The organism is Streptomyces sp. NPDC029164, assembly GCF_055563995.1.
On the sequence record NZ_JBVHWW010000035.1, the window covers coordinates 65,897 to 88,567 of the forward strand.

22 protein-coding genes and 1 riboswitch are annotated in these 22,671 nt (G+C 73.2%); of the genes, 5 read left to right on the forward strand and 17 right to left on the reverse strand.

Annotated elements, in window-relative coordinates; genetic code table 11:
• Positions 1-103: 103 nt before the first annotated feature.
• From ACZ4VT_RS29385 to ACZ4VT_RS29405, 5 genes are all read right to left on the reverse strand, one after another.
• Positions 104-544, reverse strand: coding sequence for a hypothetical protein (locus tag ACZ4VT_RS29385; protein ID WP_467954136.1), 441 nt, complete (start codon positions 542-544; stop codon positions 104-106).
• A 113-nt stretch (positions 545-657) separates the two neighbouring features.
• Positions 658-1,542 (reverse strand): YihY/virulence factor BrkB family protein, encoded by an 885-nt coding sequence (locus tag ACZ4VT_RS29390; protein ID WP_467954138.1) that lies wholly within the window; start codon positions 1,540-1,542, stop codon positions 658-660.
• 178 nt (positions 1,543-1,720) lie between these two features.
• Complete coding sequence (locus ACZ4VT_RS29395; RefSeq protein ID WP_467954140.1) at positions 1,721-2,326, reverse strand: 2'-5' RNA ligase family protein; 606 nt, start codon at positions 2,324-2,326, stop codon at positions 1,721-1,723.
• Positions 2,327-2,423: 97 nt separating this feature from the next.
• On the reverse strand, positions 2,424-3,437 hold the full coding sequence (gene trpS / locus ACZ4VT_RS29400; protein WP_383565304.1) for a tryptophan--tRNA ligase: 1,014 nt from the start codon (positions 3,435-3,437) through the stop codon (positions 2,424-2,426).
• Positions 3,438-3,672: 235 nt separating this feature from the next.
• Positions 3,673-4,941 (reverse strand): serine hydroxymethyltransferase, encoded by a 1,269-nt coding sequence (locus tag ACZ4VT_RS29405; RefSeq protein ID WP_467954143.1) that lies wholly within the window; start codon positions 4,939-4,941, stop codon positions 3,673-3,675.
• Between the two features lie 34 nt (positions 4,942-4,975).
• Positions 4,976-5,066, reverse strand: a riboswitch (ZMP/ZTP riboswitch).
• A 148-nt stretch (positions 5,067-5,214) separates the two neighbouring features.
• Between ACZ4VT_RS29405 and rocD the strand changes: the two genes are divergently transcribed.
• Entirely contained in the window at positions 5,215-6,417 is a 1,203-nt protein-coding gene (rocD, locus tag ACZ4VT_RS29410) for an ornithine--oxo-acid transaminase (protein WP_362800531.1), read from the forward strand.
• 15 nt (positions 6,418-6,432) lie between these two features.
• On the opposite strand, the gene ACZ4VT_RS29415 is transcribed toward rocD, so the two are convergent.
• Positions 6,433-7,635, reverse strand: coding sequence for a glutathionylspermidine synthase family protein (locus ACZ4VT_RS29415; protein WP_467954145.1), 1,203 nt, complete (start codon positions 7,633-7,635; stop codon positions 6,433-6,435).
• Positions 7,636-7,649: 14 nt separating this feature from the next.
• The gene (locus tag ACZ4VT_RS29420) at positions 7,650-7,952 is read right to left on the reverse strand and encodes a hypothetical protein (protein WP_030710521.1); all 303 of its coding nucleotides are present in this window, start codon (positions 7,950-7,952) and stop codon (positions 7,650-7,652) included.
• A gap of 116 nt (positions 7,953-8,068) precedes the next feature.
• On the opposite strand from ACZ4VT_RS29420, the gene ACZ4VT_RS29425 reads away from it, so the two are divergent.
• Complete coding sequence (locus tag ACZ4VT_RS29425) at positions 8,069-8,893, forward strand: DMT family protein (RefSeq protein ID WP_467954183.1); 825 nt, start codon at positions 8,069-8,071, stop codon at positions 8,891-8,893.
• A 279-nt stretch (positions 8,894-9,172) separates the two neighbouring features.
• On the opposite strand, the gene ACZ4VT_RS29430 is transcribed toward ACZ4VT_RS29425, so the two are convergent.
• The 7 genes from ACZ4VT_RS29430 to ACZ4VT_RS29460 all read right to left on the reverse strand — a co-directional run bounded on the left by ACZ4VT_RS29430 (position 9,173) and on the right by ACZ4VT_RS29460 (position 15,538).
• Positions 9,173-10,171 carry a hypothetical protein gene (locus ACZ4VT_RS29430; RefSeq protein ID WP_467954147.1) on the reverse strand — a complete coding sequence of 333 codons (999 nt, stop codon included), beginning with the start codon at positions 10,169-10,171 and terminating at the stop codon, positions 9,173-9,175.
• Between the two features lie 3 nt (positions 10,172-10,174).
• The gene (locus ACZ4VT_RS29435) at positions 10,175-10,570 is read right to left on the reverse strand and encodes a hypothetical protein (protein ID WP_467954149.1); all 396 of its coding nucleotides are present in this window, start codon (positions 10,568-10,570) and stop codon (positions 10,175-10,177) included.
• On the reverse strand, positions 10,557-12,278 hold the full coding sequence (locus ACZ4VT_RS29440) for a hypothetical protein (RefSeq protein ID WP_467954151.1): 1,722 nt from the start codon (positions 12,276-12,278) through the stop codon (positions 10,557-10,559). The genes ACZ4VT_RS29435 and ACZ4VT_RS29440 overlap by 14 nt, the downstream gene beginning before the upstream one ends.
• Positions 12,279-12,411: 133 nt before the next feature.
• Positions 12,412-13,401 (reverse strand): malate dehydrogenase, encoded by a 990-nt coding sequence (locus ACZ4VT_RS29445; RefSeq protein ID WP_467954153.1) that lies wholly within the window; start codon positions 13,399-13,401, stop codon positions 12,412-12,414.
• Between the two features lie 217 nt (positions 13,402-13,618).
• A complete protein-coding gene (locus ACZ4VT_RS29450) occupies positions 13,619-13,903 on the reverse strand; it encodes a Rossmann-fold NAD(P)-binding domain-containing protein (RefSeq protein ID WP_467954154.1) in 285 nt (94 codons plus the stop codon).
• Between the two features lie 239 nt (positions 13,904-14,142).
• A complete protein-coding gene (locus ACZ4VT_RS29455) occupies positions 14,143-14,688 on the reverse strand; it encodes a DUF3017 domain-containing protein (protein WP_467954156.1) in 546 nt (181 codons plus the stop codon).
• Entirely contained in the window at positions 14,678-15,538 is an 861-nt protein-coding gene (locus ACZ4VT_RS29460; protein WP_467954158.1) for a bifunctional methylenetetrahydrofolate dehydrogenase/methenyltetrahydrofolate cyclohydrolase, read from the reverse strand. The genes ACZ4VT_RS29455 and ACZ4VT_RS29460 overlap by 11 nt, the downstream gene beginning before the upstream one ends.
• Positions 15,539-15,781: 243 nt before the next feature.
• On the opposite strand from ACZ4VT_RS29460, the gene ACZ4VT_RS29465 reads away from it, so the two are divergent.
• Positions 15,782-16,426 carry a hypothetical protein gene (locus tag ACZ4VT_RS29465; protein ID WP_467954160.1) on the forward strand — a complete coding sequence of 215 codons (645 nt, stop codon included), beginning with the start codon at positions 15,782-15,784 and terminating at the stop codon, positions 16,424-16,426.
• A 76-nt stretch (positions 16,427-16,502) separates the two neighbouring features.
• Here the strand turns inward: ACZ4VT_RS29465 and purH are convergent, their stop codons facing one another.
• On the reverse strand, positions 16,503-18,095 hold the full coding sequence (gene purH, locus ACZ4VT_RS29470; protein WP_365478390.1) for a bifunctional phosphoribosylaminoimidazolecarboxamide formyltransferase/IMP cyclohydrolase: 1,593 nt from the start codon (positions 18,093-18,095) through the stop codon (positions 16,503-16,505).
• Entirely contained in the window at positions 18,092-18,715 is a 624-nt protein-coding gene (purN, locus tag ACZ4VT_RS29475) for a phosphoribosylglycinamide formyltransferase (RefSeq protein WP_030710495.1), read from the reverse strand. Before purN ends, purH begins: the two co-directional genes overlap by 4 nt.
• Before the next feature lie 245 nt (positions 18,716-18,960).
• Here purN and ACZ4VT_RS29480 point away from each other — a divergent pair, with 245 nt between their 5' ends.
• Positions 18,961-19,536, forward strand: coding sequence for a hypothetical protein (locus ACZ4VT_RS29480; protein WP_467954163.1), 576 nt, complete (start codon positions 18,961-18,963; stop codon positions 19,534-19,536).
• 99 nt (positions 19,537-19,635) lie between these two features.
• On the opposite strand, the gene ACZ4VT_RS29485 is transcribed toward ACZ4VT_RS29480, so the two are convergent.
• Positions 19,636-21,255, reverse strand: coding sequence for a cell division protein PerM (locus ACZ4VT_RS29485; RefSeq protein ID WP_467954165.1), 1,620 nt, complete (start codon positions 21,253-21,255; stop codon positions 19,636-19,638).
• A gap of 119 nt (positions 21,256-21,374) precedes the next feature.
• Here ACZ4VT_RS29485 and ACZ4VT_RS29490 point away from each other — a divergent pair, with 119 nt between their 5' ends.
• The gene (locus ACZ4VT_RS29490; RefSeq protein ID WP_467954167.1) at positions 21,375-22,574 is read left to right on the forward strand and encodes a helix-turn-helix domain-containing protein; all 1,200 of its coding nucleotides are present in this window, start codon (positions 21,375-21,377) and stop codon (positions 22,572-22,574) included.
• Positions 22,575-22,671 lie beyond the last annotated feature (97 nt).

Genomic DNA, 22,671 nt, shown 5'->3' on the forward strand with positions numbered 1-22,671 from the left:
CCCTACCTCGCCACCTCCCCCCCCCCCCCCCACCCGCCCCCCCCCCCCCCCCCCCCCCCCCCCCCCCCCCCCCCCCCCCCCCCGGGTCCGTCCGTACCGTCGGTCAGAAGCTGCGCTGGGTGTACCAGGTGGCCTGGCTGGACGGGTTGGTCAGGTCGACGGTGATGCCGGAGAGGCGTCCGTCCGTGCCCCGGGACCCGGTGTACCGCCCGACGGGTCCGTGGTTCCAGCCGACGACGAAGTAGATGTTGTTGCCGTCCACGGAGCCCTCCCGGAGGGTCCCGACGGTGTTCCCGGACGAGACGGTACCGAAGAGGCGCCCGCTCCCGTCCTGCGTCAGGTCCACGCGCACCGTGGCATTGGTCTGGAACAGGTACCAGACCCCGCCGGCGTAGAACGCGGGCGCCTTGACCTGCCGCACCACGCTCGGGGCGGCGGCGGGGGCGGCGGCGCTCGCGGGGGCGGCGAGTCCGGCCCCCGCGACGGTGAGAAGGACGGCGGCGGCCGTCGTGGTGAGGAGCTTGCGCATACGGCGTGCGGACATGGGCCCTCCAGGGGGCGGCCAGGACGATCGGTCCCGTTGCATCGTGCACGGAACCTCGCGGCAGGACTACCCACGCCTGCCGGGGCCGAGCCCTGGGTTCACCCGAACGGGTTTCAGGCGCCCCTCACCTCGGATTTCGGGCTTTCGTCCTCGCCGCGGGTGGCCGTCCAGGACGCGACGAACAGCAGCAGCTTCGCCGTGAAGTTGATCCAGAGCAGCAGGGCGATCGGTACGCCGAAGGCCCCGTACATGCTCTTCGCGGCGACCTCCCGCATGTAGCCGCTGAGCAGCAGCTTGAGCAGCTCGAAGCCCGCCGCGCCGATGAGCGCCGCCTCGATCAGGCGGCGGCGCGGCGGTTCCACCCCGGGGAGCAGGGTCAGGAGGTAGAGCAGCACCAGGAAGGCGGCCACGACGCCGACGACGAAGGCGGCGGCGCGCAGCAGTGCGCCGCCCGCGCCCTCGCGCGGGATGCCCAGCCACTCGGCGGACTTCCCGACCGCCGAGGAGCCGAAGATCGAGGCCGCGGCCGAGGCCAGACCCACCCCGCCGAGGCCGAGGAGGACGAGCCCGTCCTTGCCCTTGCGGACGATGGGATTCCCGTCGTCCTCGTCGTCCTTGTCCCACACGGCGCGCAGGCAGTCCCGCATCGCGCCCACCCACCCGATGCCGGTGAACAGCAGGAGGGCACCGGCGACGAGCCCGACGGTGCCCGCGTTCGCGACGAGCCCCCCGATGTCGAGCTGGTCGGAGATGCCGGGGACCTGTTCGGAGAGGTTCTTCTCCAGCTGGTCCAGCTGCTTCTCGCTGAGCAGCGCCGCGCCCGCCGCGGCGGCCACGGTGATCAGCGGGAAGAGCGCGAGGAAGCTGATGAAGGTGATGGCGGCGGCGAGCCGGGTCCAGTGCACGCGGTCGAGGCGCTCGTACGAACGCCACGCGTGCGTCCGCATGAGACGGGCCACGAGCGGCCCGATCACCGGGAGTTTCCTCAACCAGTCCATGGGGTCACCGTAAATGAGCCGACGTAAATAGCCGGGATTGTCTGTTTTGGGTACTACGGTCGTCGACTGTGACTTTTTCCGAAGCGCGCCCTGACGGTCGCCCGTTCCACACGCTGGTCCTGCGAAGGCTGAGATTCCGTGCCCGGCGCACCGCCCGGCTGACCCTGCGCCCGCTCCGTCAGGAGGGCAGCGCGGTGGCCCCGGTGGCGCCCGCCGCCTCGCCCGCGGGGCAGCCCGGCTGCGGCGGCACGCCGATCGCACCGGTCCCGAAGGGGTACTCGCGCAGCTTGCGCCAGACCCCGTCCGAGCCCTGCTCGTAGAGCGCGAAGCCCTCGCACAGCCACTCGGCGGCGTACTCGGACAGGGCCGAGAACGCCAGGTCCATCGCCTCCTCGGAGATCCCGTGGGCGACGGTGACGTGGGGGTGGTACGGGAAGGCCAGCTCGCGGCTGAGCGGCCCGTGGGGGTCGCGGACCTCGCCCTGGAGGCGGGTGCAGCCCGCGGCGCCCTCGACGACCTGGACGAAGACGACCGGCGAGAGGGGGCGGAAGGTCCCCGTCCCGGCGAGCCGCATCCGGAAGGCGCGGGAGGCGTCCGCGACCTCGGCAAGGTGGGCCCGGATCGCCGGGAGCCGGTCCGCCTCCACCTCGGTCGGCGGCACGAGGGTGACGTGCGTGGGGATGCCGTGCGCGGCGGCGTCCCCGAAGCCGGCGCGCCGCTGCTGGAGCTGGCTGCCGTACGGCTCCGGGACCGCGATCGAAACGCCGAGCGTTACGGTCCCCACGTATCTCTCCTCCGCTTGTCGCTGTGGACTGCTGCCGCCCCAGTGTGGCGGCAGCACCCCCGTTCTTGCCAGGGCCCTCTGTCCGTAGTTGCGTTCGTCAGTGCTTGGCGGGCACCAGGCCGAGGCGGTCGTACGCCTGCGCGAGCGTCTCGGCGGCGACCGCACGGGCCTTCTCCGCGCCCTTGGCCAGGATGGAATCCAGCGTCTCCGGGTCGTCCAGGTACTCCTGGGTGCGCTGCTTGAACGGTGTGACGAAATCGACCATCACACCGGCCAGGTCGGTCTTCAGCGCGCCGTAGCCCTTGCCCTCGTACTTCGCCTCCAGCTCGGCGATCGTCTCGCCCGTGAGGGTGGAGTAGATCGTGAGCAGGTTGCTGACGCCGGGCTTCTTCTCGGTGTCGAAGCGGATCTCGGCCTCGGTGTCGGTGACCGCGCTCTTGATCTTCTTCTCGGTGACCTTGGGCTCGTCGAGGAGGTTGATCAGGCCCTTGGGGGACGACGCGGACTTCGACATCTTGATCGCCGGGTCCTGGAGGTCGTAGATCTTCGCGACCTCCTTGACGATGTGCGCGGCGGGCAGGGTGAAGGTCCGGCCGTAGCGCTGGTTGAAGCGCTCGGCGAGGTCTCGGGTCAGCTCGATGTGCTGACGCTGGTCCTCGCCGACGGGGACGGCGTTCGCCTGGTACAGCAGGATGTCGGCGACCTGCAGGATCGGGTACGTGAACAGGCCGACGCTGGCGCTGTTGACACCGCCCTTGGCGGACTTGTCCTTGAACTGGGTCATCCGGCTGGCCTCGCCGAAACCGGTGATGCAGTTCATGACCCAGCCGAGCTGGGCGTGCTCGGGCACGTGGCTCTGGATGAAGAGCGTGCAGCGCTCGGGGTCCAGGCCGGCGGCGAGCAGCTGCGCGGCGGAGAGGCGGGTGTTCGCGCGGAGATCCTTCGGATCCTGCGGCATGGTGATCGCGTGCAGGTCGACGACCATGTAGAACGCGTCGTGCGTCTCCTGGAGGGCGACGTACTGGCGAATGGCTCCGAGGTAGTTCCCGAGGTGGAACGAACCGGAGGTGGGCTGGATGCCGGAGAGCGCGCGAGGACGATCAGAAGCCATGGCCCCATTCTCTCAGGTGCGGGGGCGGGCTCGGGCCCGCCACTGGCCGGATCCTTCCGGGTCGCGGCGACCCGGTCCCCACGGCTCCGGGGTACCGGGCGGTAGCGGTGCGTCCGGATCCAGCCCCGGCCGAGCGACCGCTTTCCGTTCCGGACGGGGCGTGCGCCTACCGCTGCGCGGGGCTCGGCGGGCGCCGCCCACACCCGCGGCGGAGCCCCAGCAGCGAGTCCGCGGGTCAGGACAGCGGGAGCCCCGGGGCCGGGAAGGCGGCCATCAGGTCGGCGACCTCCGCGCGGACCGCGGCCAGGGCCGGCTCGTCCCCCTTGGCCGCGGCGTCCACGGACCGGGCGATCCAGTCGGCGACGACCGGCATGTGCTCCGCCGACAGCCCGCGCGACGTCAGCGACGGCGTACCGATCCGCACCCCCGAGGGATCGAACGGCTTGCGCGGGTCGAACGGCACCGTGTTGTAGTTCACCACGATCCCCGCCCGGTCCAGGGCCTTCGCCGCGACCTTGCCCGGCACGTCCTTGCCCGTCAGGTCGATCAGGATCAGGTGGTTGTCGGTGCCGCCCGAGACCAGGTCGAAGCCCCGCTCCAGCAGCGCCGCCGCCAGCGCCTTCGCGTTGGCGACGACCGCGTGCGCGTACGAGACGAACGACGGCTGCGCCGCCTCGTGCAGCGCCACCGCGATGCCGGCCGTCGTCTGGTTGTGCGGGCCGCCCTGGAGGCCCGGGAAGACCGCCTTGTCGATGGCCTTCGCGTGCTCCTCGCGGCACATCAGCATCGCGCCCCGCGGACCGCGCAGGGTCTTGTGCGTCGTGGTGGAGATGACGTCCACGTGACCCGCCGGGGACGGGTGCGCGCCGCCCGCGATCAGGCCCGCGATGTGGGCCACGTCCGCGACCAGGACCGAGCCCGCCTCCTCGGCGATGGACGCGAAGGCCGCGAAGTCGATCGTGCGCGGCAGGGCGGTGCCGCCGCAGAAGATCAGCTTGGGCCGCTCGGCGAGCGCCAGGTCGCGCACGGCGTCGTAGTCGATGAGCCCGGTGTCGGCCTGGACGCCGTACTGCACGCCCCGGAACCACGAGCCGGTCGCCGAGACGCCCCAGCCGTGCGTGAGGTGGCCGCCCATCGGCAGGGCCATGCCCATCACGGTGTCGCCCGGCTTCGCGAAGGCCAGGTACACGGCCAGGTTGGCCGGCGAGCCGGAGTACGGCTGCACGTTCGCGTGGTCCACGCCGAACAGGCCCTTCGCCCGCTCGACCGCCAGGGCCTCGACGCGGTCGATGTTCTGCTGGCCCTCGTAGTAACGGCGGCCGGGGTAGCCCTCGCTGTACTTGTTCTGCAGCACGGTGCCGGAGGCCTCCAGGACGGCCGCGGACACGTAGTTCTCACTGGGGATCAGGCGCAGGGTCTGCGCCTGGAGGACTTCCTCCGCCGCGACGAACGACGCCAGTTCGGGGTCGGTCGCGAGAAGGGCGGGATGGCGGCTCGCGGACATGGCGGGCTCCTCCGGGGTCGATGTGATCGGTACCCCGCGAGGCCCAGGCGAGCGGCCCTGAATGCGGTCGAACGCGCACGACTCCCCCGGAGTTCGTTCTCCGTGCGCCAGTCGCCGTGCGTACCGCCCACCTTAGCGGGCGCGCGACGGCCGCCGCGCGACGCGGAAGGTTTCTGCATCCGGCATCAGAGCGACGATAAGAAGACGACGATAAGAAGGGTGACGCCACCCTCGTCACCGCCGCACCGGGCAAGACGGACGATCGGAGACCCCGTGTCGACAACTGCTGATGTCATCCGCTCCGCTGACGCGCACAGCGCGCACACCTACCATCCGCTGCCCGTCGTCGTCGCGTCCGCGGACGGTGCGTGGATGACCGACGTGGAGGGCCGCAGATACCTCGACATGCTCGCGGGATACTCCGCCCTCAACTTCGGGCACGGCAACCGGCGTCTGATCGATGCCGCCCGGGCCCAGCTGGAGCGGGTCACGCTCACCTCGCGCGCCTTCCACCACGACCGGTTCGCCGACTTCTGTACCGAGCTCGCCGCACTCTGCGGCAAGGAGATGGTGCTGCCGATGAACACGGGCGCGGAGGCCGTGGAGACGGCGGTGAAGACCGCCCGCAAGTGGGGCTACGAGGTCAAGGGCGTCCCGGACGGGCACGCCAAGATCGTGGTCGCCGCCGACAACTTCCACGGCCGGACCACGACCGTCGTCTCCTTCTCGACGGACCACGACGCCCGCGACCACTTCGGTCCGTACACGCCGGGCTTCGAGATCGTCCCGTACGGGGACCTCACCGCGCTGTCCCATGCCGTCACCGAGAACACCGTGGCCGTGCTTCTGGAGCCGATCCAGGGCGAGGCGGGGGTGCTGGTGCCGCCCGCCGGGTACCTGAGCGGCGTACGGGAACTGACCCGCGAGCGGAACGTCCTCTTCATGGCGGATGAGATCCAGTCGGGGCTGGGGCGGACCGGGAAGACCTTCGCCTGCGAGCACGAGGGGGTCGTCCCCGACGTCTACATCCTCGGCAAGGCGCTCGGCGGCGGCGTGGTGCCGGTGTCGGCCGTCGTCGCCGACCGGGACGTGCTCGGGGTGTTCCGGCCGGGGCAGCACGGGTCCACCTTCGGCGGGAACCCGCTCGCGTGCGCCGTCGCCCTGGAGGTCGTCGCGATGCTGCGGACCGGCGAGTTCCAGCAGCGCGCCACCGAGCTGGGCGACCACCTGCACCACGAGCTGGGCCTGCTGGTCGGCGGGGGCGCCGTGACCGCCGTACGGGGCCGCGGGCTGTGGGCGGGCGTGGACATCGCCCCGGGCCACGGGACGGGCCGGGAGATCTCCGAGAAGCTGATGGACCGGGGGGTGCTGGTGAAGGACACCCACGGATCGACCATCCGGCTCGCCCCGCCGCTGGTGATCAGCAAGGAGGACCTGGACTGGGGGCTGGACCAGCTCCGGGCGGTGCTGGCCTGAGCCCCCGGACAGGGCTCAGAGGATCACGTGGGGCAGGAAGCGGGCGTACTCGTCCGTGACCGGCCCCGCCGATTCGCGGATGCCGAGCCCCGCCGCCTCGTCCTCGACGACCCACGCGCCGAGCACCACCCGGTTGCCGTCGAAGTCGGGCAGCGGGGCCAGGCCCTGGAAGCAGTACCGCTCGCCCTCCTCCGGTACGAAGGGCTCGCCGCCCTCGCCCGGTCCGTGCAGGGTGACGCCCGCGCCCTCACGGCCGAGGAGGGGCTTCGCCACGTAGCCGGCGGATCCGGCCTCGGCCAGCTCGCGCGGTCCGTCGAGGTAGGCGGGCAGCAGGTTCGGATGCTCGGGGAAGAGCTCCCACAGGATCGCCAGCAGCGCCTTGTTGGAGAGCAGCATCTTCCACAGGGGTTCGATCCAGCAGGTGGTGCCGGTGCCGCCGCCGTGGTCGTACGTGCCGAGGACCTGCGGGCCGAACGCGTCGGTGGCCAGCCACTCCCACGGGTAGAGCTTGAAGCAGCTGCGGATGAAGCCGAGCTTCTCGTCCACGAACCGGCCGGACAGGCTGTCCCAGCCGATCTGCTCGACCGAGAGGGCGTGCGTGGCCAGGCCGGCCTGCTCCGCCGTTTCCTGGAGGTAGGCGACCGTCATCAGGTCCTCGCCGAGCTCGTCGGTCTCGGAGTGCGCGAAGTGCAGCGGGCCGGGCGGCAGCAGCTCGGCCTGGCGGCGCCAGGCGTCGACGAGGCGCTCGTGGAGGGAGTTCCACTGGTCGGCGCCGGGGAACCGGTCCTCCATCCAGAACCACTGCGGGCTGGCCGCCTCCACGAGGGAGGTGGGGGTGTCGGCGTTGTACTCCAGCATCTTGGCCGGGCTGCCGGAGCCGTCGTAGCGCAGGTCGAAACGGCCGTAGAGAGAGGGCTGTTCGGCGCGCCGGCGCCAGGACTCGGCGATCAGCGCGGCCAGCCCGGTATCGGTGATGCCGAGGTCGGCGAAGCGGTCGTGCTCGACGATGTGCGCGGCCGCCGCCAGGCACATGGCGTGCAGCTCCTCGACGACGTTCTCCAGGGCCTCGACCTCGGGGAGGGAGAACGAGTAGTACGCGCTCTCGTCCCAGTAGGGGCGCAGGGAGTCGTCGGGGTAGCGGGTGAGGGGATAGATGAGCCCCTGCTCCTCGACGGTCTTCTGCCAGCCGGGGCGGGGCTCGATGGTGTGCCTCTGCATGGGGTCCGGTTTCCTCAGCCGCCGCTGGAGCCGGAGCTGCTGTGGCCGCCGATGCCGCCGCGGGTGACGGCGGACTTGTCGAAGCTGCCGCCGGAGACCTTGCCGCTGCTGACGTAGCCGCCGTAGTAGTAGGCGCCGCGGCCGCCGCTCTTGCACTCCTTGTTGTTCAGGTGCTCCAGCGTGGAGCGGGAGGCGCAGCGCTTGTCGGGCTCGTCGCTGCTGCCGCAGGCCACGAGGGTGGCCGCGAGCAGGCCCATGCCGCCGAGGGCGACCGCGCCGGAGCGCATACGGCGCTGATTGGTGCTGCTGCTGTCCATGTCTGCTGCTCCCCCTGGGGCCTGGCGTGCTGCCGACAGAGTAGAGCGGTGGCCCCGGCCGATGGAATCCGGCCGCCGTGAGATCCGTGACCTAGAGTCAGTTCGTGCTCATTGGGATGGTTTGCGCACTCGGTGCGGCGGTGTGCTTCGGTACGGCGTCCGTTCTGCAGGCGGTCGCGGCGCGGGCGGCGGAGCCGGGCTCGGGGTCCGGGGTGGACGCGGCCCTGTTCCTGCGCGCCGTACGGCAGTGGCGGTACCTGCTGGGTCTCGGCCTCGACGCGGTCGGCTTCGTCCTCCAGATCATCGCGCTGCGCCATGTCCCGATCTACGCGGTGGGGGCCGCGCTGGCCGCGAGCCTGGCGGTGACGGCGGTGGTCGCGGCGCGGCTGCTGCGGGTGCGGCTGGCCCGGACCGAGTGGGCTGCGGTGTGGGTGGTGTGCGCGGGGCTGCTGATGCTCGGGCTCGCCGCCGGGGAGGAGGGCTCGGGCACCGGGTCGCTCGCGCTGGAGCTGGGGCTGCTGGCGGTGGCCGGACTGGTGCTGGTGGTCGGCGCGGTGGCGGGGCGGCTCCCGGACGGGCCGCGGGCACTGGTCCTGGGCCTCGCCGCGGGGACGGGCTTCGGGGTGGTCGAGGTCTCGGTGCGGCTCATCGACTCCCCGTGGGACCTGCGCAACCCGGCCCTGTACGCACTCCTGCTGGGCGGCGGCGCGGCCTTCCTGCTGCTCACCTCCGCGCTCGCGCGCGGCTCGGTGACGGCGGCGACGGCGGGCATGGTCCTCGGCGAGACGATCGGCCCGGCGGTGGTGGGCGTGGCCTGGCTCGGCGACCGCACCCGCGAGGGCCTGGCCTGGCTGGCGGTGACGGGCTTCGTGGTAGCGGTCGCCGGCTCCCTGGCCCTGGCCCGCTTCGGCGAACCGGCCCCTCCGTCCCCGGGAGGGTGACCAGGGCGATTGTCTTGGCCCGTCTGCCAGCTGCGGCCCGTCGTGCCGGGGCTCCGCCCCGAGCCCCGGCAGCCGGGCCGCGGGCAGCCCCGTCAGGGAAGGGCGGCGGCGAGGGCGGCCAGCGTCGGGGACCACGCGCTGTCAGACGGCGTCCCGTAGCCCACGACCACCGCATCCCGCGCGGGCAGCGCAACCGCCTCCGGGTGCCGGAAGCTCGACAGGCCGTGCAGGGCCACGCCGGCCGGGCCCGCCTGCAAACCCGGTCGGCCGGTCAGCCGGTCAGCCCGTCGGCCGGAACGCGGCCAGAGCCGCCGCGTGGTGCTCCTGCGTGACCTGCCACTCGGCGGCCGGGCCCGCGGTCAGCACCGCCCACTTGCCGCCGTCCGACGCGAACAGGACGCGTTCGACGCCGCGCCGCAGCCCGTGCGACTCATCGCTGTCGTACTGGTAGACGAGCTCGGCCGCCCCGGAGCCGCCGGGGACCGGGCCGACGCGCACCTCCTGGTACCCCCGGGTGGCGCTCCGCAGGTAGCCGGAGGCCTGGGTGACCGCTTCGAGCGGGCTGAGCTCCGGCTCCGAGACCCGGAAGACCTGGATCAGCGCGGTCCGGTCGGCCGAGCGGTAGAAGACCCCTTCCTTGAGCTCTTCCCGCACCCAGCCCGCCGGGACGGCGACGGTGAAGCCCGCCGGGTCCTGCTTGGTCTCGTGGGCCCCCGCCCCTGTCCCGGGCCCGGTGCCGGTCGGACTCGGACTCGGGCCCGGACTGCGACTCGTACCGGTCCCGCCCGTCGGGGAGCCGGAGGCAGTGGGCGATCCCGTCCCGGACGGTTCCCCGCCGGACCAGGACGGCGTGCCCGAGGCCACCGTCCCGTTCTTCCCCGCGCGGTTCGCGTCGTCCGTGTCACGGGCCAGGAACCACACCGCCCCGGCGCCGATCGCGACGGAGGCGACCGCGATGCCCGCCGTCACCGGAGTCCGCCACCGGCCGCGCGGCCCGCCGGAGGGCGGCAGGTGACCGGGCTGCGGCGGTACGGGCGGCGGGTATCCGGGGTCGGAGCCGTACGGCGGCTGCGGCGCGGTCGGCGCCCCGTACGGGGGCGGGGCCGGCGCCCCCGGCCCGAGCGGGTCGTACGGCGGCGCGCCCGACGGCTGCGGCGGAACCGGCGGCAGGCCCGGCGGCGGCCCGGCCGGCGGCCCCGCCGGGGCCTGGTCCACCACCCAGCGCTGAGCCTGGGCGTCCCAGCGGCGCGGCCCGGACGGCGGCTGTGCCGGAGCCACGGCTCAGCCCCCCAGCGCGCCGAGCAGGCTGCCCAGGGCAGCGGCCGCGCTCACCGACTCCACCAGCGGAGCCCACCGCGCCAGCGCCGCGCGCAGCCGGGCGGGCAGCCCGGGGCGGATCGTCTCGGCGCCTTCCAGCTGCTCGGCGATCCCGTCCAGTTCGGCGTCGAGGGCGGTTCGGTCGGCGCCCCGGGGTGCCTCCCGTACGAGCGCCTCGCGCAGGGTGAGCACCGCCTCCAGCAGCTGCGCCGCGTCGGGTGCGCTCGCTCCCGTACCGCCGTGGTGGACGGTGTTGGTGTTGTTGGAGCCGCCGAAACTGACGGCGCTGTCGTGGAAGCTGCCGATCCGCACTCCGGGCTCCGGCCCGCTGCCGCTCCCGCTTCCGCTATCTGTCGCCATGGCTCCCCCTGTGTGTGCTGTTGTGGTTGCCGCTGCCGCCGAAGCTGGCCGCGCTGCCGTACATCGCCCCCACGTACGTGGCGCCTTCGGCGAGGTAGATGCCGGCGCGCTGCGCGAACGCCTCGGTGTGCCAGCCGCCTTCGTGCAGGACCAAGGTAATACCGGCGACGACCCGGTCCTGAATGGTCTTCAAGTACCTGTCGAGGTCCATGAGATGGAACAGCGAGCCGTTGTCCTGCGAGGCGAGTTCGCGCACGGACACGCGCGGTCCCTCCGGCCGGGCCCCGCGGTGACCGCCGGCCGCGATCTTCACCCAGCTCGCGATGCCGCGGCCCAGGGTGACGAGAGAGGCCGTGAAGGATCCGGGGGTGTGGCGCAGGGCCCAGACCGCCTTCCCGAACCGGTTGTTGTTCAGGTAGCGGTGGGCGTCCGCGTCGGCGTTGTGGAAGGCGACGTGGACGGGCAGCAGCACGTGCGGCGCCAGCTCCACCATCATCATGCCGCCCTGGGTGTGGACCCGTACGAACAGGGTGACGACCATGTTCTCGTCCCAGCCGCCGACGCGGATGCGCAGGAAGTGCCGGCGGCGTTCGCCGCCCTCCTCGATGGCCACGGCCCGGTGCGTCTCGAAGTCCGCCCGCAGGTGCGGGCCTTCGTCGCGGTGCCCCAGCCCGTCGCCGGGCAGGAACACGCACTGGTCGACGACCAGCTCTTGCATCCGGTCGAATACGGCGGCCTGGGCCTCGGGGGACCCGTGCGGCGAGGGCACCCGCAGCCGCTCCACCAGCGGGACGATCCCCTCCAGGATGCGGGCGTTGGTGAGCGGCTCCGGTGTGGTGCCGGCGGGCAGGTCCTCGCGGGGGCGCAGTTCGAAGCACTGCTGCCAGGGGCGGTAGGCCTGACCGGCCCCGGCGAAGGGGTCGTTGATGTCGTACATGATCAGCGGCGAGTGCTGCTCGTCGATGATGCGCCGCCGCACCCGCGCGAACCGTACGTTCACCTCGACCTCGGCGGGATCGGCCGGCCGGTGGGCGTACCGGTCCCGGTTGAGGTCGTTGGCGATGGTCCGGGCGACGTACCCGCGCTGGAGGCCCACGACGGTGACGACCGCGGCGAAGACGGCCGGCACCCACCCGATGACGAATCCGGTCGCCGCGCCCCCGATGCCCTGCGAGAAGATCAGGGCGCCGAGGCCGACCGGACCGCCGAGCGTGTCGTCGAAGGCGCCGAGCAGGGCCAGCCAGATCCCGAGGACCAGGATCACGATGACGGCCAGGTTCCACCAGGCGTAGATCCGCACCACGACGGACAGGAGGCGCGCCAGCAGGCCGGACCGCGCCCTGAGCCAGCCGGCGAGGCTCAGCAGCAGGAACGGGACGAGCAGCAGCGCGAGGGCGCCCCCGGTCAGGACGGAACCCACGAACCAGGCGCCGAGTACGCCGAGCGCCCAGCCGAGTTCGGCGCGGCGGGCGCGGAGGGCGTGGGCGAGGACGCGTGAGGCGTCGAACCCGTAGGAGGGCGCGACGATCCGCTCCTCGTGGATGTACAGCTCCTTGATCACCCGATCGCGGTACCCGGCGTCGAGGTAGGTGCCCGCGCACAGGAAGCGGCCGGCCTCGCTGAACGCGGGTTCGACGGGGGGACGGCCGCGGTGGAGGTCGTCCTGCCGCCCGCCGGTGGGCTGAGGGGGAATCGGGCTCTCGGTCACCGACCGACCTTAGATTTCCCCTACATCATTCGACAGGCGTAAACACGCCAAAGCGCCCCGGCCGGTTGGGGCCGGGGCGCTTGGGTCCGCGCTTCCCGCCGAGGTGTTCGCACTCCTCGGCGGGAAGGACGGATCAGATCAGGCCGAGCTCGCGGACCGCGTCGCGCTCCTCCGACAGCTCCTGGACGGAGGCGTCGATGCGGGTGCGGGAGAACTCGTTGATGTCCAGGCCCTGGACGATCTCGTACTTGCCGTCCGTGCAGGTGACGGGGAAGGAGGAGATCAGACCGGCCGGGACGCCGTAGGAGCCGTCCGACGGGATGCCCATCGAGGTCCAGTCGCCCTCGGCGGTGCCGTTGACCCAGGTGTGCACGTGGTCGATGGCGGCGTTGGCGGCCGAGGCGGCCGAGGACGCGCCACGCGCCTCGATGATCGCGGCGCCGCGCTTGGCGACGGTCGGGATGAAGGTGTCGGCGAGCCACTGCTCGTCGCTGACGACCTCGGCGGCGTTCTTGCCGGCGATCTCCGCGTGGAAGATGTCCGGGTACTGGGTCGCCGAGTGGTTGCCCCAGATGGTGAGGCGCTTGATGTCGGAGACGGCGGCGCCGGTCTTCTGCGCGAGCTGCGAGATCGCGCGGTTGTGGTCCAGGCGGGTCATCGCGGTGAAGCGCTCGGCCGGTACGTCCGGGGCGGCGGCCTGCGCGATGAGCGCGTTGGTGTTGGCCGGGTTGCCCACGACCAGGACCTTGATGTCGTCCGCGGCGTTCGCGTTGATCGCGGCGCCCTGCGGCTTGAAGATGCCGCCGTTGGCGGAGAGCAGGTCGCCGCGCTCCATGCCCTTGGTGCGCGGGCGGGCGCCCACGAGCAGCGCGACGTTGGCGCCGGCGAAGCCCTGGTTCGGGTCGTCGAAGATGTCGATGCCCTTGAGCAGCGGGAAGGCGCAGTCGTCGAGCTCCATGGCGGTGCCCTCGGCGGCCTTCATGCCCTGGGGGATCTCCAGAAGACGGAGCTTGACCGGCACGTCCGCGCCGAGCAGGTGACCGGAGGCGATGCGGAAGAGCAGCGCGTAGCCGATCTGGCCGGCGGCGCCGGTGACGGTGACATTCACAGGAGTGCGGGTCATGGCCTTCTCCGTTTAGACAGCTGGCGGTGGGGCGTCCCTGCCCCATGTGCTGGAGGACGCCGCTCCCCTGTAAATCTTGACGTGAAGAGACATCCGCGGTCAGGCTATCCGACCCGGAAGCGGGCCAACCCCCGGGTCCCTGTGGTGCGTGGCACACGGACCCCGCCGTTTCGAAGGCGGAGCCGGTTCCAGGACCCCCGTTCGTCCCCCGTTTCGCCTACTCGACCAGAAGGACGCGGCCCGTCCGGTGGCCCTCGATCGACTTGACGCAGGCGTTCGCCGTGCGGCCCACCGGCACCGGGTCGAATCCCGCGAAGGTGTCCCCGTACGCGTCGAGGGACTCCTCGAAGACGGTGGGGCTGACGGCGTTGATGCGCCGGCGGCCGGGCAGTTCGATGGCCGCGGCCCGTACGAAGGCCTCGACCGCGCCGTTGGCGAGGGCGGCCACGGCGCCGGTGAGCAGGGGCTCGCGGGCCAGGGGTTCACCCCGCTCATCGGGCACGAGTGCGGGGACCTGCGGGCCGGGCTGTGGCTCGTGGCCACCGGACGGGCCGTGTCGATGCTGCCGAAGCTGCTGCGCGACGCCCCGCCGCCCGGCGCCGCCGTACGGGAGCTGCCCGGCCCGGGCGGACGCTGGACGCACTCGTCCGGGCGGGCACGGAGACCCAGTCGGCCGACGCGGCCGCCCTGGCCGCGCTCACGGCGCTTACGGCGCTTACGGCGCCCACCGCACCGGCCGCCTCACCGCACGGTGAAGCGGACCGCGCTCTCCAGGAACGGGATCTCCAGCAACGGCTTGGGCTCGATCACCAGCGCGAGCAGCGTGATCGCCACGCCCAGCAGCCCGTACGTGATCATGTCCGTGAAGCGGGAGCGCACCGCGAGCATCCCCACCGAGGGCAGCACGCGCCGCATCACGGAGGCGGCGATCAGGGCCACGCCGATCGCCAGGCAGCCGAGCTTCGGATGCCCCACCGCGGTGGCCAGCAGCCCGGCCGCGGTCGCGGCGAGCACACTGAGCATCGGCCACTGACGGGCGGGCGTGGACACGGCCCCCGGGACGGCGCGGCCGCTGCCCTCGGGACGGGCGGTGTCGCGGGTGATGGACGGGAAGCGGCGGGACCGGCGCGCCTCGTCCGCGGGCGCGGCGATCGCGCCGGCCGGGCCGGCCGCGCCCGGGGTGACGGGCGTGACCGGATCGCCGGAGGGGACGGGCGTGCCGTTCGCCGCGGCCGCGCCGCCGCCGCCCGCGCGCCCGGAGTGCTCCGCGTCCCGTTCAGCCTGCACTGGTGGTCCGTTCCGCCGCCTCGACGACATTGACGAGTAGCTGGGCCCGGGTCATCGGGCCGACTCCGCCCGGGTTCGGGGAGATCCACTCGGCCACCTCGGCCACGCCGGGGTGCACGTCACCGACGATCTTCCCGTCCTGGTCGCGGCTGACGCCCACGTCGAGCACGGCCGCGCCCCGCTTCACGTCCTCCGGCTTGACCAGGTGCGGGACGCCGGCCGCCGCGACGATGATGTCCGCCTGGCGCAGCAGCCCGGAGAGGTCGCGCGTACCGGTGTGGCAGAGCGTCACGGTGGCGTTCTCGGACTTGCGGGTGAGCAGCAGGCCGATGGAGCGCCCCACGGTGATCCCGCGGCCGAGGACGACCACGTGCGCGCCGTTGATCCCGACGCCGTGGTGGCGCAGCAGTTCGACGATCCCGTACGGGGTGCAGGGCAGCGGGCCCGGCTCGTTCAGCACCAGCCGGCCGAGCGACATGGGGTGCAGGCCGTCGGCGTCCTTCAGCGGATCCATCAGCTCCAGGACCCGGTTGGTGTCGATGCCCTTGGGGAGCGGGAGTTGGACGATGTAGCCGGTGCAGTCCGGGTTGGCGTTGAGCTCCCGTACGACCGCCTCGATGTCCTCCTGGGAGGCCGTGGCGGGCAGTTCGCGCTGGAGGGAGGCGATGCCGACCTCGGCGCAGTCCTTGTGCTTGCCGTTGACGTACCAGCGGCTCCCGGGATCGTCCCCGACCAGCAGGGTGCCGAGGCCGGGGGTGATGCCCCGGGCCTTCAGGGCCGCCACGCGGGCGGTCAGTTCGGACTTGATCGCGGCGGCGGTGGCCTTGCCATCGAGAATCTGGGCGGTCATGACCCCATCCTCCCGGATGAGGTGGCCCCGGTTCCAGTCAAGGCGCTCGCCGGTGTGCAGGGTTCATTGCACTTGCACAACAAGTGACCGGCCGCTCCGTAACGAACTGGACAAGCCCCGGCCGCAGGACGACGATGAAACGACTGAGTGCCGCGGGCAGTGCCGGGGGGCGGACCGCACCGTGCAGGATTCCTCCGCGCTCATGCCGTGCGTCCCCGCACTTCCACGGAGGAACACCCCAAGATGAGCTTCGGCGACCCGCACAATCCGTACGGACAGCAGCCGCCCCAGGCCCCGCAGGGCCAGCCCGGCTACGGCTACCCGCAGCAGGCTCCGCAGGGCGGCTACGCCTACCCCCAGCAGGCCCCGCAGGCGTACCCGGGCGGTCCCGTCGGATACCCGGGCGCCCCGTTCCACGAGATGCCCGGCGGCGCGAAGGCGGCCCGCGTCATCCTCTTCATCATCGGCGGCCTGCAGGTGCTGGGCGGCCTGTTCTTCATCATCGGCGGCGCCGTGTTCGCCGCGGCGCTCTCGGACTCCAGCTACTCCAGCTCCACGGAGGACGCGGGGGCCATCGCCGGCACCGTGGGCGTCGTCATCGGCCTCTTCTTCATCGGCCTGGCCCTGTGGCCCATCCTGACCGCGGCCAAGATGGCCAAGGGCCGCGGCGGCGTCCGCGTCTCCGGCATCATCTACGGATCGCTGCAGGTCCTCTTCGCCGCTGTCGGCCTGCTCGGGAACATGGTCGCGCTCAGCGCCGACGAGCACACCCCGGCCGGCTTCACCCTGATCGCCGCACTGCCGTCCCTGGTCTCTCTCGCCCTCGGCATCACGGTCATCGTGGGCCTCGCGAAGGCGGGCGACTACTTCCGGCGCCCCCAGTACTGAGCCCTCCCACGCACACGGCGAAGGCCGCGTCCCGCACTGCGGAACGCGGCCTTCGCCGTCGGCCGGGTACCGGTGATCAGTGGAAGAAGTGCCGGGTCCCGGTGAAGTACATGGTCACGCCGGCCTTCCGCGCGGCCTCGACGACCAGCTCGTCACGGACCGAACCGCCCGGCTGGACCACGGCCTTGATGCCCGCGGCCGTCAGGATCTCCAGCCCGTCCGGGAAGGGGAAGAAGGCATCGGACGCGGCGTACGAGCCCTGCGCGCGCTCGGCGCCCGCCCGCTCGACGGCGAGCTTCGCCGAGTCGACGCGGTTGACCTGGCCCATGCCGACGCCGACCGAGGCGCCGTCCTTGGCGAGCAGGATCGCGTTGGACTTGACGGCCCGGCAGGCCTTCCACGCAAAGGCCAGCTCGGCGAGCTCGGCCTCGGAGAGGGCGTCGCCGGTGGCGAGGGTCCAGTTGGCCGGGTCGTCGCCCTCGGCCTGGAAGACGTCGGACTGCTGGAGCAGCGTGCCGCCCGAGATCGGCTTGAGGTCGCCCGGCTGGTGCGGGGTGCCGTCGACCTTCAGGACGCGGATGTTCTTCTTCTTGGCCAGTACCTCGACCGCGCCGTCCTCGTAGGCGGGGGCCGCGATGACCTCGGTGAAGATCTCGGCGACCTGCTCGGCGAGCTCGACGGTCACCGGGCGGTTGACGGCGATGACGCCGCCGAAGGCCGACAGCGGGTCGCAGGCGTGCGCCTTGCGGTGGGCGGCGGCGACGTCCGCGCCGACCGCGATGCCGCACGGGTTGGCGTGCTTGATGATCGCGACGCAGGGCTCGTCGTGGTCGTAGGCGGCGCGGCGCGCGGCCTCGGTGTCCACGTAGTTGTTGAAGGACATCTCCTTGCCGTGCAGCTGCTCGGCGTTGGCGAGCCCGCCCGGCTGCCCGTCGGTGTAGAGCGCGGCGGCCTGGTGCGGGTTCTCGCCGTAGCGCAGGGTCGACTTGCGCTCCCAGGCGCCCGCGAGGAACTCCGGCAGGACCGCCTCCGGCTCCGGCGCGTACGCGTTCGTGAACCAGGAGGCCACGGCCACGTCATAGGCGGCGGTGTGCTGGAAGGCCTCGGCCGCCAGCCGCTTGCGGGCGGTGAGGTCGAAGCCACCGCCCTGGGCCGCGGCGATCACGTCGGCGTAGCGCTCGGGGCTGGTGACGACGGAGACCGACGGGTGGTTCTTGGCGGCGGCGCGGACCATCGAGGGACCGCCGATGTCGATCTGCTCGACGCACTCGTCGGGAGTGGCACCCGACTGGACGGTGGCCAGGAACGGGTACAGGTTGACGACCACCAGGTCGAAGGGCTCGACGCCCAGCTCGGCGAGCTGGTTGCGGTGGTCCTCCAGGCGCAGGTCGGCGAGGATGCCGGCGTGCACGCGCGGGTGCAGGGTCTTGACGCGGCCGTCCAGGCACTCGGGGAAGCCGGTCAGCTCCTCGACCTTGGTGACGGGCACCCCGGCCGCGGCGATCTTCGAGGCGGTGGAGCCGGTGGAGACGAGCGCGACGCCCGCCTCGTGCAGCCCGCGGGCCAGCTCTTCCAGTCCCGTCTTGTCGTAGACGCTGATGAGCGCACGCCGGATCGGCCGCTGGGTCGTGGTCGGGTCGTTGCTCGCTGCGATGTCTGCGGCGGTCACTGGATTGTTACCTTTCGTCCCTCAATGCGGTAGCCGTGCCGGGCCAGGCGCCCCACGACATCGACGAGCAGCTGGCGCTCGACTTCCTTGATGCGCTCATGGAGAGCGGCTTCGTCGTCCTCGTCCCTGACCTCGACCACACCCTGGGCGATGATCGGACCGGTGTCCACGCCGCTGTCCACGAAGTGGACCGTGCAGCCGGTGACCTTCGCGCCGTAGGCGAGCGCGTCCCGTACGCCGTGCGCTCCGGGGAAGGCGGGGAGGAGGGCGGGGTGGGTGTTGATGAACCGGCCGCCGAAGCGGTCGATGAACTCCTTGCCCACGATCTTCATGAATCCGGCGGACACGACGAGGTCCGGCGCGTGGGCGCCGGTGGCCTCCGTGAGGGCGGCGTCCCACTCCGCACGGCTCGCGTAGTCCTTGACCGGGCAGACGAAGGTGGGGATCCCGGCCTTCTCCGCCCGCTCCAGGCCGGCGATGCCCTTGCGGTCGGCCCCCACGGCGACGACTTCGGCGCCGAAGCCCTCGGATCCGCCGGGATGGGCGTCGATGGCGTCGAGCAGGGCCTGGAGGTTGGTGCCGGAGCCGGAGACCAGCACGACCAGGCGGGAGGCGGCCATGGGAGGCCCTTTCTCGCGGGAATTGCGGTGTTCGTCTTTGTGTGGTCATACGAAACTTCGGGGTACCGATATACGGGGAACCATACGAAGCCACCGACCGCCTGCAACGATACCGGCACACCGGACGGCCCCCGAGGGACGGGGGGACGGCCGGGCGGTAGCGTCTGGCATACAAGTCGCAAACTGGCCTCACCTCGACACGACGTCACCACGACGTCCCTGACACAGGGGAAGAAACACACCCGATGCCGGACCGCCGTCAGCCCGACTCCCCCACCGACGACAACCCCTTCGCGGCACCGCCGGAAGGCCGGCCCGACCAGCCCTGGCAACCGCGCAACGGCGGTGACGGCGGGAACGGGGAGGGCCCGGGGGATTCCGACGGCCGGCGGGGCCCGGCGCGCTGGGACCCGACGGACCCGATCCAGCGCCGTGCCCGCTATGCGCTGCTGGCCGGCATGTGGGGCTTCTTCTTCGGGATCTTCGGCATCCCGTCGGTGGGCCTGCTGCTGGGCGCGCTCGCCCTGTACTGGGGGATCAGCGCCCTGCGCGGCAAGCCCGCGGCGGCGGCCGCCCCCGGCGCCCCCACCGGCCTGGACGCCCTCGGCCCGGCGGCCCGCCCCCAGCGCACGGCGGCGGTGAGCGGCCTGGTCACGGCCTCACTGGCGATCCTGCTGGCGATGAGCTCGTACGGGCTGCAGCTCGCGTACAAGGACTTCTACGTCTGCCGCGACGAGGCCCTCACGAAGTCCGCGGAACTCCAGTGCAACTCCCTCCTCCCGGACAACGTCCTGGGCGACGTCCTCAAGGTCCGCCAGTAGCCTCGCCGGCCACATCCACCAACGCCGGCACATCCAGCCCCGCCGGCGTTTGAGGCGCGGGGTCCGGGGCGGCGCCCCGGGAACGGCGCCGCACCCGGCTCAGACGGGCGGCTTCCGCCGGGCCAGCACCCGCGCCCCCACCACCGGCGGAGCCAACGGTGGGGCCGAGGGCCCGGCCGGCGGCACCGGCTTCGCCGCGATCAGGATCGGCGTCAGATCCAGCCCCCGCCCGGACACGACGGTCACCGCCCGAGGCGCCCGAGGCGCCCGCGCAACAGGCGCCTCGGCAGCGGAAGCCGCCACCGCAGCCACCACAGGCACCGGCTCGGCCCCGATCTCCGGAATCAGCGTCCCCGCGGCCCTCCGCATCGCCGCCCACCGAAGCTCCCGCATCCCGCTGTCGTGCCACCGGTCGTCCACCACCTCGTCCACGTCCAGCGCGGACAGCGCGTCGAGCGCGGCCAACCCCCTGGCCGGCCGGTTCCGCCAGGCGTGCACCGCCACCGCGACCGGCACCGCCAGCAGCAGCGTCCACGCGCACGCCGCCGCCCCGGTGGCCCACCACACCGGCCCGAAGCCGGACAGCCGCCGCGAGCCCAGCGGCCCCGCCGAGGCCGCCGCGAGCCCGGTCATGATCAGCCCGCAGACCACCGCGCCCAGCGCCGCCGTCAGCGCGGTCTCCCCGTACGAGACCTCACGCGCCCGGCGGACCGCGAACCAGCCCACCGCCAGCCCGGCGATCACCGGCACTCCGGCGACCGCCCAGGTCAGCGGGGTCCCGGGCCCCTCGGGCGGGACCGCCGCCAGCAGCGGGAACGGGGGCAGCCCGGGCTGGCCCGCGAAGCCGAGCGGTGTGGCGGTGGCGTCGGCGCCGAGGGCGAAGCCGGGCCCGAGGGCGTAGGCCGCACCCCAGACGGTGGCGTTCGGCACCAGCGCGAGCGCGAGCAGCAGGACCGCGAACCGGCCCGACCACACCTCGGTCAGCGACAGGAACGAGGTCTGCACCTCCGTACCGTGCCAGGCGAGCGAGGCACCGACGAGCAGCGCGCCACCGCCGAGCAGGACCAGCGCCCCGCCCGCTCCCGCCCGCAGCGCCAGCGCGTACCGGGGGCGCACGACGGCTCTCCGCACGCCCCCCGGCAGCCAGGACGGCAGCGGCCCGAGCGGACGCCCCCTGGCCCCCCACACCCCGCCCAGGGCGGCGAGCACGGCGACCAGCGGGACGTGCCAGGCCGCGCTGATCGGGTCGGCCGGCATGGGCCCGCCGGCCGCGTACACCGTGGCGAGGGCCCCGACGGTGAGGTACCCGCAGAGCACGGCCGAGAACACGGCGCCGGCGGGCAGCACCTCCTCATCCTCCTCCTCGGCGCTTCCCAGCCGGGCGGCCCGCCGCATCAGGAGCACCGGCAGGGCGACGAGGAGCAGAGGCGTCAGGCCGACGGGCGCGGGCACGCCGGACAGGGTCTCGTACCGCACCAGCTCCGTCCCGTGGGCGAGGAGCCACAGCCCGGCGGCGAGGTGGAGCGCGCCGCCGGGGCCGCTGTCGGGGTAGGGGGAACTGATCCACAGCACGATGACGAGCACGGCGAGGAAGCCGAGCCCGAGTCCGGCCGCCACGGCGCCGCCCGCCACACATGCCGCGGCGGCGGGCGAACGGCGCCGCGCGCCGGCTCGCGGGGCCGCCGGCAACGAGGTCTCGCGTTCGGTCACTTGGGTCACCCCGCCATGGTGCCAACGACACGCGCTATGGACGGGTAACAGGCGAATGTCCGTGGTGTCGCTCAATATACGTTTATGTACTTTTTCGCCCAGAGCGGTCGGGTCGCGGGGAGTGTGGCATGACACGCAACGTCGATACGGCCTCCTCATCGGCCCCGGAGCTGAGCCTGCCCGCCAGCAAGGAGCGGCGCAGGCTGCGCGAAGCGGCCGATCTGACGCACGAGCAGGTCGCGGCGGCGGTGGGCGTCACCGCGGCGACGGTCCGCTCCTGGGAAACGGGCCGCACGGACCCCCGCGGCCGCAACCGCGAGGCGTACGCGGCCTTCCTGGCCGCCCTCGCGGCCCCCGCGACCGCCCCGGACCACGCCGACACCACGTCAGACGGCCCTGCCGGGACGGCGTCCGCGGCCGAGACGCCCCGGACGGAGCAGCCGGCCGCGCCCGCGTCGGCGGACGCGCCCGCCGAGCCCGTCGCGCCCCCCGCGCACCCGGCCGCGGTCCCGATGGCAGGCCCGGTCGCGGACTTCGACGCCCTCTACGACCACGCCGCCCCCGCCCTGGCCCGGCAGACCTACCTGCTCACCGGCCGCCGGACCCTCGCCCTGAAGGCCGTGGAGCGCGCGTTCACCCGCGCCTGGGCCCGGTGGCCCGAGGTGGCCACCGACCCGGACCCGGTGGGCTGGGTGCGCGCGGTCGCGTACGACTACGCCCTCTCCCCCTGGCACCGGTTCCGGCGCGCCCACCGCCGGCAGGACGCGCCCCCCGCCGATCCCGCCGACCGCATCCTGCTCACCGCCGTGCTCGCGCTGCCCCCGCGCCACCGCCGGACCGTCATGCTCTACGACGGCGTCGGCCTCGACCTTCCCGACACCGCCGCCGAGACCGAGGCCAGCACCCCCACCGCCGGCATCCGCCTCGTGCACGCGCACGCCGAACTCGCCGACCGGATCCCCGAGCTGGCCGAGGTACCGCCCGAGAAGCAGTCCGCGCTGCTGCGCGACCTGTTCACCGCGCTGCGGCCGGCCGCCCCGCTCGACCCGCGCCCCGCGGCGGCCGTACGGGGCGGCGGTGAGCGGCGCGTACGGCTGTGGAGCCGCGGGGCCCTCGGGCTGACCGCGGTGATCGCCACCGCCACCGGCTACACCGCCATGACCGCGCCCACCCACTACGAGCCGCCGCAGTCACCCGGCCAGAGCGTCTCCGGCGTGCCCCCGCTGAGCGGCCCCCAGCGGCTCACCGAACCGCGCCGGCAGCTCCAGGAGAAGCTGCGCGCCGATCCGGAGGCCGGGCCGGCCAGGATCGCCCCGAAGGCCGAATGAGAACGGGCGTGGGGGGGGGGGGGGGGGGGGGGGGGGGGGGGGGGGGGGGGGGGGGGGGGGGGGGGGGGGGGGGGGGGGGGGGGGGGGGGGGGGGGGG